The following is a 12889-nucleotide window of genomic DNA, read 5'->3' on the forward strand; positions in this document are numbered from 1 at the left end:
AATAAACAACGTTTGTATTTCAAAGACTTTGCTTATTTACTTAAACCGTGTCAAATATACAGCTGTGTTTAAGTATTCTGTATTTAAACCATGTTTTTTAACGATAAAAATATCGATGAAAAGCTAGTTCGCTGGCTCACAGTGTTTTATTAAAATAACAAAAATGCATTTCATCGATTAACACTCTGCACTTTAACATAGATTAACGACTTTCATCCTTACTTTCTATCGATTTTAAAACTTGAGATACGATTATTACCTGCAAGATAGCCGTTCATCGAATCTATCATTTTAACCGTATAAAATCCTTTATCAGATAATTGTTTCCAATCCTTACCTTGGTTACCACTCCACCATATCCCTGGAGAACCTACTGCAAGTAATTCCTGGCCATTGGTATCTGGAATAAAGATGATATCACTGCAATATCCTGGTCCTGCATCATTAGAAAGGAGATTCCATGATTTACCGCCATTGCGAGTTATTGCTTTGTTATACTTATTATCTTCTTTCTTATTCCAATCGCCACCTATGATAACACCTAGATCCTTATCATAAAAATCTACAGCATAAATTCCAGTCATTTCTCCGCCAGCAATAATAGGAGTATTAAAAATTTGCCAATTAGAACCTCTATTATCGCTATAAATAACGCGTGCCATCGCACCACCGGTCACTAACCACACCTGATCACCTAAGATCTTAATATTGGAATTACTCGCCGCAAACGCCGCCTCACCTGGAACAAAATCTGGTAATTCTGTACATTGAAGTTTTCCCCATGTTTTACCACCATCATAAGTTTTGATAATAGAGAAACATCCACCCATGGGATCACCCATTGCAATTCCTTCGTCATCGTTCCAAAATTTCATAGAATCATAAAAGACACGTTCTTCTACTTCTGTATAAACATGTTCTACAGCGCCATCCTTGTGCGCTATTTTATAAATAAGCGCAGGATTACCAGCCGTTAAAATATAAGTGTAATTAGAAGTAGTCGCTATAGATCTAAACTCAACATCCTCATCTTCATTAAGTTTAATAAGCCCACGTGTAGGTGATCCAGTAGTCACATCGATACTACCATAACTACCTTTACTACCTGCATACCAGTAATTTCCATTACCATAATCTAGCGCTCTAACACTTATAGAATCAGTTAATATTGGTGTGATCTCAATAGTAGCATCTTGAGCTACAACTTGAACCACCTCTTTTTCAAGAGCCTTATTTTCAGACTCTTTACACGATAACACCGCTATAGCAGCAAGGATATAAATTATTTTTTTCATGTTACAAAAATAATGACCTTTTTAAAGATTTGACGATTTAATTACACGCTTTCGCGAAAGCGTATCCCAAAACAGCTTCATCTACTAAAAAAGGAGCTCTCATTTTTTAAAGATGAGCAGCAATAAACGTATTTTTGCAAAATGAGATTTCATCATAATTTAGTTCAGGCTACCGTAGACGCATTGCATAACATTTTTAACGATGGTAAATATGCAGATCAAGCGATTCAAAAAATATTAAAACGTGATACCCGTTGGGGTTCTCGTGACAGAGGTTTTATTGCAGAAACCACCTATGATATCGTAAGATATAAAAGGTTGTATGCAGAGATTGCCAATGTACACGAACCTTTTAAACCTGTCGACCTATGGCGCATGACTGCCGTATGGATTGTTCTTAAAGGTCATGCTGTGCCTGCATGGGAAGAATATTACAATACTCCTGAACGACGTATTAAAGGTCGATTTGATGAGTTAAGTAAAAATCGTGTTTTCAGAGAGTCTTTACCAGACTGGATGGATGAGCTAGCCCTTAAAGAATTGGGTGGTATCTGGGAAAAAGAAGCTAGTGCATTAAATAAACAGGCAGATGTGGTCTTAAGAGCTAATAGCTTAAGGACAACGCCAGAAGAGCTTAAAGAAAAACTTCAGTCAGAAGAAATTGCTGTAAGTCAGCAAGAGCGCTTTCCAGAAGCGTTAATCCTTAAGGAAAGAGCAAACGTTTTTATGACGCAGGCTTTTAAAGATGGACTTTTTGAAGTGCAAGATGCTGGATCACAAACTATCGCCCCATTTTTACAAGTAGAACCTGGAATGCGCGTCATGGATGCCTGTGCTGGTGCTGGTGGGAAAGCATTGCATCTCGCAGCATTAATGGAAAATAAAGGCCAGATCATTGCGACAGATATTTACAAAAGCAAATTAAACGAGCTGAAGCGTCGCGCACGTCGTGCAGGTGCACATAATATAGAAACTCGTCTGATAGATTCTACTAAAGTCATTAAGAAACTAGCCGGTAAAATGGATCGTTTACTTATCGACGCACCATGTAGTGGTCTCGGTGTTTTACGTCGTAATCCAGATGCAAAATGGAAATTACAACCTGAGTTTATAGATGAGATAAGAGCAACACAACAAGACATCTTACAACGATACAGTACAGTGGTTAAGCCAGATGGTATGATGGTATATGCCACTTGTTCTATTCTTGCATCAGAAAATGAAAATCAAGTTCAAGAATTTTTAAAATCTGAAGCTGGTGCAACGTTTGAATTAGTAGAAGAGCAATCATTACTAGCTCATAGAGATGGCTTTGACGGTTTCTACATGGCATTGATGAAGAAAAAATAATAATTACGACAATTATAAAGTATCGTCACGACGCTACTATAATCCCTATTATATGAAAAACCTTGTTTTCTTTATCCTATTTATAAGCTTTACGGCTTTAGGACAGATTCCTACTGGCTATTATAACACTGCAAATGGGTTAACCGGTTATCCGCTTAAGACAGAATTAAAAAATATTATCACTGCAGGCCATAATCCTCAAAGTTATGATGCACTATATACTTTATATGCAACATCAGATAATGACGATTACTATGATAACGGAACGCAAACCAATACCATTCTAGATATTTATTCTGAAAATCCTGCAGGTGCAGACTCTTATAACTTTGGATTGACACAGGACTGTAGCGGTGTTAGTATTACACAAGAAGGATTATGTTATAACAGAGAACATATTTTTCCGCAAGGATTTTTTAATAGCTCTGCAAATCCTACTCCACGTCATGATGCGCACCATGTGATTCCTACAGACGGGTTTGTAAATAATGGACGTGCTAATTACCCTTTTGGAGAAGTAGGAACAGCTCAAACTACTTATGCTAACGGTAGTAAATGGGGAAATTCCATATCACCAGGTTATACCGATCGAGTTTTTGAACCTATTGATGAGTTTAAAGGCGATGTGGCTCGTATGATGTTATACTTTGCCACTCGTTATGAAGATAGCTACAATGATTCCTCATGGGATAATCCTAATGCCTCAAACTATGATCCACGTGATGGGTCACAAAATCGCTGGTACGAACAATGGTTTATCGATCAAATGTTGATCTGGCATGCACAAGATCCTGTTAGTCCACGTGAGGTGGAACGTAATAATGAGATTTATAATTTTCAAGGTAATAGAAATCCTTATATAGATAATCCACAATATGTAGCAATGATATGGAGTGGAACTGGTGGTTCTGGTAGCGGAACTTTATTCCCTACTCTATCGGGTACTTATGTGGACATCAATGGAAATACTATTGTTGATGCTGGTGATGAAATTCAATATACTTATGATATCGCAAACATTGGTACAACAACACTTTATAATTTAAGAGCTACGTCGCCACTAGGAATATTTAATCCTGGTAATCAAGTGGCTAGTCTTGCTGCTGGACAGTCCTTAAGTAATCCATTTGGTACATTTACCTACGTACTAACCGCTGCAGATGCTACCAATAGTTGTGGTTGCATCACCAACCAATTATTACTCGCAGCAGATTATAACGCCACCGGAACTAACGGTACTTTGAATGTAGCAAGTGATGATCCTAACAACTTTACGAATAACGATTCTGACGGTGATAATCTACCAGATGATTTTACCATCGTGACCTACCCTAATGGTGGTTCTGGTGTTGCTGGTGACTTGTTCATATCAGAATATATAGAAGGTAGTGGTAACAATAAAGCTATTGAAATCGCAAACTTTACAGGTGCGTCTGTAGATTTATCTAATTACACCTTGCAAATAAGCACTAATGGTAGTGGTAGCTGGGCTAGTCCTAGAGCATTAATGGGCACACTGGCTGATCAAGATGTTTATGTTGTAACAAATAGCCAAGCTAGTGATTCTAACATTATAGCTCAATCTGATGAAGCTGTTAGTAGCGCTCCTATGAACTTTAATGGTAACGATGCCGTAGGATTGTTTAGAGCTGGAGTATTACTAGATGTAGTTGGAGATCCTAATAGCAGCGCCGACTCTGAAAAAGACCAAACTCTAGTGCGCAAAGCTAGTGTGACTGGTCCTAATACCGTATTTGATAAAGTAGGCGAATGGGATGTTTTCACACAAGATACTTCTAGCGATTTAGGTACTCACACCTATGGAAGTACTGCTAGTTTAGAGGATAATGCATTCATCAACTTAACTATATATCCTAATCCATCCAATGGTGTCTTTCGTTTTAATAATGATGAGTTGATAGAAGATGTAACCGTTTATGACGTTTCAGGAAGAAGAATTAAAAGCAACTACTCAAATAATGATGGTTTAATTATCAATCATACAGGTATCTATTTTGTGAACGTAATGTCTCAAGGACAAAGCAAAACCTTTAAAGTTATCGTAAGGTAATTGCAATTCACATACCTCATAAAAAAGAGCTTCAATTAGATTGAAGCTCTTTTTTTATGGATAAACTGATCGTGGTACACGCCTTAAATTGCCATGGATATTACAATGGTCTCACACGATACCAGCCTTTTTGTTTATCATATATAATCACCGTGCGACCATCTGGACTTTGAAATGCGCTCATCACACTATCATAGGATTTAAACTTTGCCGTTTTGCCGTTGAATTCAAGAGTATAATAATCATAGGTTACCGGATAAAAACCAAAAACATAGTGATTACCGGAGCCTCTATTTTCTATAACCGCTTGATCAAACAGCGTTAAATAATCTACAGATGTGTGGTTAGAAGTACTGAACTTTTCAACTGCTGGTAATTGATCAATATCTTCAAGCAATCTAAACCAGTCTATTCTTGATTTAAATTCATCATGCCATCGATGCGCTTTGATATCTTTAGGAATATAAAAATCACCATCCTGCGTTTGAATAATTAAGCCACCTAGTTTTACATAGCCGTTACTTAAGTAAGCATCATTATCCAATGTGTGATAGCTTGTTATATCAGGAATTACTCGATTTTTAATCTGGTCATAATGGTGCTGGGCAGCGATTTCTCTAACAGAATCTTTACCTTTTTCAGTAGCTCTTTCCATCACTTCAAAATCATATTGCGGTGCTAGTTCTGCAAGCTTTGACTCATAAAATCTTTCTTTAAAAAAAGGATGAACATCTAAATCTTGAAACCTTTTTTCTAGATAGTGCACTTTAGCAATTCTATCATCTTCTTTTTTAAAATAAACAAATCCGTCTGGTGATACGTAGTAATACTCGCTGATTTTTACAGAATCCAGTTTGTCAAATGACTGGTCCATTCGTACTGCATAAATCTCTTTTTCTTTAAATGAAATTCCCAATAGATCATCACCTATGACATATACTTCTTCAAAATTAATGTGATATTTCTCTAGTTCAATTCCTGTTCCGTCAACTTCAGGAAATTCAGCCATATCGGGATATTTATCATCTTCTGTAGTGCTATAACCACAACTGGTTAATAGGGAAATGGTTAATAATAAACAGAAAACATTGTACAGTTTCAGTAGCCTCATAGCGGTCAAAGATATTTAAATAAAACAGATTACTGTATTGTAAACAAGTCGTTAATAATTACGCTTTCGCGAATGCGGAAACCCTAAAAATAAAGTCCTAAAAAAGTATCTTTGCAATAGCCCATAAAAGCGCTCATAATGATTCATTTTTACGGAAATCCGTCCAAGTCAGTTTACGCAGTACAAACCCAAGCACCGATCTCTGCAGAAGATGATCAAAAATTACAATGGCTTTTTGCCGATGCTCCAAAACTAGAAGCCGATGCTTTATCGGGATTCTTTACGGGACCACGTGCAACAACCATTACTCCATGGTCTACAAATGCTGTAGAAATCACCCAAAACATGGAAATTAAAGGAATTCTAAGAATAGAACAATTCCATACTTGTGAGGAAAGCTCACCGTATGATAAAATGTTATTGCAAAAATTTGACGGTCTTAACCAGTCACAATTTGATATTAATGTAACTGCAGATGGTGTTTTAGAGATAGATGATATCGCTGCTTATAACATGCAAGAAGGATTGTCGCTAAGCGATGATGAGATCGATTACCTGATCCAGCTTTCTGAAAAACTAGATCGTAAGCTTACAGACAGTGAGGTTTTCGGTTTCTCTCAAGTAAATAGTGAGCACTGTCGTCATAAAATCTTCAACGGTACTTTTATTATCGATGGTGAAGAGATGCCTACTTCCCTATTCAAATTGATTAAAGAAACATCTAAGCGCTGGCCTAATGGTATCGTGAGTGCTTACTCTGATAACGTAGCCTTTGTAGAAGGTCCACAAGCTGAACAATTTGCTCCTAAAACAGCCAATAAACCAGACGTATATCAGACCAGTCTTTTTGATTCGGTAATATCATTAAAAGCAGAAACACACAACTTCCCTACTACTGTAGAGCCTTTCAATGGTGCTGCAACCGGTTCTGGTGGAGAAATACGTGATCGTCTTGCTGGTGGACAAGGTTCTTTACCACTTGCAGGAACAGCGGTTTATATGACCAGTTACTCGAGATTAAATGAAGAACGACCATGGGAAAACAATTTTGAAGCACGCAAGTGGTTATATCAAACACCTATGGATATCTTAATCAAAGCATCTAATGGTGCGAGTGATTTTGGTAACAAATTTGGCCAACCGTTAATCACAGGTTCTGTATTGACATTTGAACATCAAGAAGGTGATCAAAACTTAGGTTTTGATAAAGTCATCATGCAAGCTGGTGGTATAGGTTATGGAAAGAAAGAACAAGCCTTAAAGAAAACTCCAGACGCAGGCGATGACATCATCGTTATGGGTGGAGATAATTATAGAATAGGAATGGGTGGTGCTGCCGTAAGTAGTGCAGACACTGGCGCACTAGATTCGGGTCTAGAATTAAACGCTGTACAACGCTCTAATCCAGAAATGCAAAAACGTGCTGCAAACGCGATACGTGGACTGGTAGAAAGTGATAACAATCCTATAAAGTCTATTCACGATCATGGTGCTGGTGGACACTTAAACTGTCTGTCAGAACTGGTAGAAGAAACTGGTGGTGTCATCGATGTAGATGCCTTACCGGTAGGTGATCCTACACTATCTCGCAAAGAGTTGATCGGTAACGAGTCTCAAGAACGTATGGGATTAGTGATGGATACAAAAGACACACCTGTGTTAGAAGAAATTGCTGCTCGTGAACGTGCACCATTATATAAAGTAGGTAAAGTTACAGGAGATAATAAATTCACCTTTAGTGAAAAAGATGGTCGCAGTCCTATGGATCTGGCACTAGAAGACATGTTCGGGTCTAGTCCTAAAACCATTATGGATGATAAAACCATCAAACGTACCTATGCACCAGTAACTTATGATGGTAAAGATTTTAACCTTTACCTCTACCAGGTATTACAACTAGAAGCGGTTGCCTGTAAAGACTGGTTGACTAATAAAGTAGATCGCTGTGTGACTGGTCGTGTGGCCAAACAACAAACTTGTGGTGAACTACAATTACCACTAAATAACGTCGGTGTTATGGCGATGGATTATAATGGTAAAAATGGAGTGGCGACCACGATAGGTCACGCACCAGTTGCCGCATTAATCGATCCAGCTGCTGGTTCTCGCAATGCCATTGCAGAGTCGCTTACTAATCTGGTATTTGCGCCATTAGAAAAAGGTCTAAAAGGCGTGAGTCTAAGTGCTAACTGGATGTGGCCATGTAACAATCCTGGTGAAGATGCCCGTTTATACAGTGCTGTAAAAGCCGTTAGTGATTTTGCCATTGAATTAGGAATCAACATTCCTACTGGTAAGGACAGTCTTTCTATGAAGCAAAAATATCCAGATATGGATGTGCTTGCTCCAGGAACGGTGATCATCAGTACCGTTGGGTCTTGTGATGATATTTCTAAAGTCGTTGAGCCTGTACTACAACGTGATGAAAACGCACCTATTTACTACATCAACATGAGTGGCGATGACCACAAATTAGGTGGATCTAGTTTTGCACAAACGCGCAACACGATAGGTGATGAATGCCCGACGATTGTGAATAGTGACGCTTTCGCGAAAGCGTTTACCGCAATACAAAATTTAATAAAACAAGGCAAAGTGCTCGCAGGACACGATGTTGCTAGTGGTGGATTGATCACCACATTACTAGAGATGTGTTTCCCATCATTAGGTGTAGGAATGGATCTAGACCTGAGCGGTGTAGGCCATGATATGGTAAAAGTCCTTTTTGCAGAAAATGCTGGAATCGTATTACAAGTAACCGATGAAAGTGTGGAAAGCGAGCTGTTAAAAGCCGAAGTACCTTTCTATAAAATAGGTCACGCGATTGATGAGGCTGTACTAGACATTAACGATCATATCATTGATGTAGATGATATGCGTGATGTGTGGTATGAAACCTCACGACTACTAGATCAACAACAATCGTTTAACGGCATGGCCGATGAGCGTGCGGTGAACTATGTAGAGCAACCACTAGAATTAAACTTTCCAGCGCACTTTACAGGAAAACTGCCTGAATTGCCGCAAAAACGCATCAAAGCAGCGGTAATACGTGAAAAAGGAAGTAATTCTGAAAGAGAAATGGCACGCGCCATGTACCTCGCAGGATTTGAAGTTATCGATGTCCACATGACCGACTTAATTGCTGGACGTGAGACACTAGAAGATGTACAATTCATAGCCGCAGTAGGTGGATTCTCCAACAGTGATGTATTGGGAAGTGCCAAAGGTTGGGCTGGTGCCTTCTTATACAATGAGAAAGCGAACACAGCTTTAAAGAACTTCTTTGCAAGACCAGACACCATGAGTATAGGTGTTTGTAACGGTTGCCAACTCTTTGTAGAGCTAGGATTAATCAATCCAGATCATGACGAAAAGCCTAAGATGTTGCACAACGCTAGTGGTAAGTTTGAATGTAATTTCACCAGTGTAGAAATTGCCAAAAACAATTCTATTATGTTACAATCTCTAGAAGGTAGCAAACTAGGAATATGGGCGGCACACGGAGAAGGAAAATTCCATTTACCTAAAGACCGCAGCGATTACCAAATCCCTGCAACCTATGCTTATGAAGGTTATCCAGCAAATCCTAATGGATCTGACTATAACGCTGCGATGTTGAACAGTGAAGATGGACGTCACCTAGTGATGATGCCACACCTAGAACGATCTACATTCTCATGGAACTGGGCACACTACCCTACTGACCGCAAGAATGACGAAGTAACACCATGGCTAGAAGCATTTGTAAATGCTCGTGTGTGGTTGGGTAAAAAGTAATATTTTAAGCTTTTTGAGAAACGGATAAGTCGCTTTTAAGTAAGGGCTTATCCGTTTATTTTTTTAGATAAAGAGTATATTTGGGTTGATAAAACTAGTGGTCAGTAATTTGGAAAAAGAATCCAACATAAGTAGAACAGTAATCAACGGAAAAGGAGAAATAGTTTTCTTCGGACTTCAGCATTTTTTAGATGACATAGCTAATGGAGACTGTTGCTTCATTTGTGGAGCAAAATCAGATTCTAAAGAATTTAATGATGAACATATTATTCCAGATTGGATTTTAAGAAAATACAACCTTCATAATGAATATGTAACCCTACCAAATGGCACTAAATTCAAGTATAGTCAATATAAAGTTCCTTGTTGCAAAGAATGTAACACTGAATTAGGTAAAACTTATGAAGAGCCAATTAGCGAACTGTTAGGTAAATCATATTCCGAAATTGTAGAAGAAATTAAAAATAACCCAAAAACCGTTCATTTCTTATTTAGATGGTTGAGTCTAATATTTCTCAAAACCCATTTAAAAGACAAAACATTACTAACAGAACGAGATACAAGAATCGATTCTGGATTTTTATCAGATGATTATTATTGGGAGGATATTCACCATATCCATTGCATAGCGAGAAGCCACTACACCAAAGCCAAAATAGATAGCACTGTTTATGGAACAATATTTATTTTACAAGCTATGCCAATTAATAGATTTGGTGGTTTTGACTTTATAGATAATCAGGCAGGAAAAGCAATAATGTTACAACTGGGTGAATTCGCTATTGTTTCAGTATTAAATGACTCTTGTGCAGGTTATACAATATTTAAGGAGCAGATAAAAAAAATTAGTGGACCACTATCCACATTTCAATTAAGAGAAATAGTTGCTCATTTAAACTTTATCAATTTGAGTTTAAAAGAAAGACCTATCTATCGTTCTTTTATTAATTATTTTGGTGAATACCACATAAAATCTACCGTTCCAGAAACACTTTATTTATTAGATAAAGAAGAGCGTTTCGTATCACCAGGTCAATTTTTAAAATATTATGTTGAACCAATGATAGGTGATGTAGAAAATAGAGAGCAAATCCTACAGGAATTAGAAGAAGGAAAACGAAATTTTCTCTTTGATGAAAATGGTGAATTTTTAAAATACGATATATAAAATCTACTAGCAACAAAGAAATTAGCAACCTCTTCTTTAATTTTATACACTCATATCCTAGGGCTCATAGAATCGATTCATTGATCCTAGAGCTTTTTTTAATTTTCTAGTATCGATAAATTTGAAATTATAGCGCTACTTATATGTATGGTAATTTCTGTAACTTTACTTCTTAAAAGAACTACCTAAAGGGTCTACATGCACCGGTTAAAACGTCTCACTCACTTTGTGCTATTGTCGTTAAATACCATTACAAAACAAAATGGAAAATCTAATTAATTACATACAATCGAGAGTTCTTTTAACTCAAAAAGATATTGATCTAATCAAAAAATATTTTGTTTCAGAAGAAATACCTGCTCAAACTAATCTTTTAGAAGCAGGAAAAGTGGAACGATATATTTATTTCTTAGACACCGGAATTGTAAAAGGGTTTCAAAACATTGAAGGAAAAATTGTTGTGCAGCATCTTGTAACAGAACAAGATTTTTTTACATCCTTAGATAGTTTTATGACAGAAACACCATCATTAGATTATTATGAAACAATCACAGAGTCCAGAGTTATAAAAATATCGAAGCTTGATTTCGACATTTTACAAAAGGAAACAAATTTTTGGGCAATCTTTGTCAAAGAAGTAACCAACGAACATTTAAGTTGCAAATTAGAACGTGTTAAAGATTTTCAAACCTTAACTGGTAAAGAACGTTATCTAAAATTTGTAAATCAGTATCCAAAATTAGCTTTGAATGTATCTATTGATAATATCGCTTCTTTTCTAGGAATGGAACCACAATCTTTAAGTCGGATCAGAAAACAAATCACTTTCTAACAAATGTTATTTTTAATCTGATAAGAGGTATTGAAATTTGCTCAAACAAAATTTAAGATTATGAGCGAAGAAATTTCATTAGTAACTGGTGGTAATGGACATTTAGGAAACAACCTAATTAGACTTTTACTTTCCAACAACCAAAAAGTAAGAACTACTGTAAGAAACATCAATAACACTGACCCTTTTAAAGGTTTAGACTGTGAAGTGGTACAGGCAGATCTTATGGATAGGACATCACTTAAAAAAGCATTTCAAGGAGTTACCAACTTATATGCAGTTGCCGCAAACTTCAGTATGTGGGCTAAAAACCCAAAAGAGGAAATTTATGACAACAACATGCAAGGAACACAAAACGTGTTTGATATGGCAAAAGAATGTGGTGTTAAAAACATTGTTTATGTAAGTTCAGTAGCTAGCTTGGATTTTACAAAATTGCCCGCAAATGTTGATAATGGTTATAATAAAGACCGAAGAAACTGGTATTATAACTCTAAAAATGATTCAGATAAGCTAGCATTAGAATTGGGTGAAGAATATGATATTAGAACTGTTCTTGTGTTACCTTCTGCTATGATTGGTGATAAAGCATATAAATTAAGTTATTCTAATAATTTGGTATTGCAAGTTTTAAATGGAGAAATACCTGTAGACACCAATGTAACTTTAAATTGGGTAGATGTAAAAGATGTAGCTTCTGGTCTATATAGTGCTATGCAAAAAGGTAGAAATAGAGAACGCTATATCTTATCAAACGAACAACACACTACGTTACAAGAAACAGTGAAAATAGCATCGGAATTATATCCTGAATTAAAATTAAAAATGCCTAAAAAAGTGCCAAAATGTTTATTGTACTCTGTTGCTGGTTTAATGGAATTTAGCAGTAAACTTTCAGGTAAAGAACCTTTATTACAGAGACATTATTTAGATATGTTTTATGGTTTAAATCAAGATTATGATATTAGTAAATCTAGAAAAGAATTAGGTTACAACCCAAAATCATCAAGAAAAGCTTTGGAAGATGCTTTGAAGTATTTAAAAACCGATTGGAAAAAAGAAAACGGTCTATAGCAAACAAATGAGTTAAAAACAACGCTATATCTTCCTTAATAACAACCATTATCATTCTGGGTTCAAGGTATAGATAGGTTGATTGCTTCGTCTTTCTTTATGTGAATTTTGAGACCTCAGCATTGTTGTTAAACTAGCACTTTACTAAGTTACTGCAATGAAGTAACTGTGATTACGCTTTCGCGAAAGCGAAATAAATAAAACAAAA

At 36.5% G+C, this 12889-nt stretch carries 8 protein-coding genes; 6 read left to right on the top strand and 2 right to left on the bottom strand.

Annotated elements, in window-relative coordinates:
* Positions 1 to 218: 218 nt before the first annotated feature.
* On the bottom strand, positions 219 to 1295 hold the full coding sequence (locus ACJJVI_RS12335; protein ID WP_348021018.1) for an exo-alpha-sialidase: 1077 nt from the start codon (positions 1293 to 1295) through the stop codon (positions 219 to 221).
* Positions 1296 to 1436: 141 nt separating this feature from the next.
* Between ACJJVI_RS12335 and ACJJVI_RS12340 the strand changes: the two genes are divergently transcribed.
* Together ACJJVI_RS12340 and ACJJVI_RS12345 are read left to right on the top strand one after the other, a co-directional pair.
* Positions 1437 to 2645: an RsmB/NOP family class I SAM-dependent RNA methyltransferase gene (locus ACJJVI_RS12340; protein ID WP_405352199.1), complete on the top strand. Its 1209-nt coding sequence runs from the start codon at positions 1437 to 1439 to the stop codon at positions 2643 to 2645.
* A gap of 52 nt (positions 2646 to 2697) precedes the next feature.
* Entirely contained in the window at positions 2698 to 4716 is a 2019-nt protein-coding gene (locus ACJJVI_RS12345) for an endonuclease (RefSeq protein ID WP_405352200.1), read from the top strand.
* Between the two features lie 100 nt (positions 4717 to 4816).
* On the opposite strand, the gene ACJJVI_RS12350 is transcribed toward ACJJVI_RS12345, so the two are convergent.
* Positions 4817 to 5827, bottom strand: a complete 1011-nt coding sequence (locus tag ACJJVI_RS12350) for a hypothetical protein (protein WP_405352202.1) — start codon at positions 5825 to 5827, stop codon at positions 4817 to 4819.
* A 138-nt stretch (positions 5828 to 5965) separates the two neighbouring features.
* On the opposite strand from ACJJVI_RS12350, the gene purL reads away from it, so the two are divergent.
* The 4 genes from purL to ACJJVI_RS12370 all read left to right on the top strand — a co-directional run bounded on the left by purL (position 5966) and on the right by ACJJVI_RS12370 (position 12681).
* Positions 5966 to 9607: a phosphoribosylformylglycinamidine synthase gene (purL, locus tag ACJJVI_RS12355; RefSeq protein WP_405352204.1), complete on the top strand. Its 3642-nt coding sequence runs from the start codon at positions 5966 to 5968 to the stop codon at positions 9605 to 9607.
* Between the two features lie 109 nt (positions 9608 to 9716).
* Positions 9717 to 10775, top strand: coding sequence for a hypothetical protein (locus ACJJVI_RS12360; protein WP_405352206.1), 1059 nt, complete (start codon positions 9717 to 9719; stop codon positions 10773 to 10775).
* 262 nt (positions 10776 to 11037) lie between these two features.
* Complete coding sequence (locus tag ACJJVI_RS12365) at positions 11038 to 11607, top strand: Crp/Fnr family transcriptional regulator (RefSeq protein ID WP_405352207.1); 570 nt, start codon at positions 11038 to 11040, stop codon at positions 11605 to 11607.
* Between the two features lie 60 nt (positions 11608 to 11667).
* Positions 11668 to 12681, top strand: a complete 1014-nt coding sequence (locus tag ACJJVI_RS12370; RefSeq protein ID WP_405352208.1) for an NAD-dependent epimerase/dehydratase family protein — start codon at positions 11668 to 11670, stop codon at positions 12679 to 12681.
* The last annotated feature ends 208 nt before the right edge of the window (positions 12682 to 12889 follow it).

The sequence above is a fragment of the Nonlabens sp. Asnod3-H03 genome, assembly GCF_045063665.1.
Taxonomy (GTDB): domain Bacteria; phylum Bacteroidota; class Bacteroidia; order Flavobacteriales; family Flavobacteriaceae; genus Nonlabens; species Nonlabens ulvanivorans.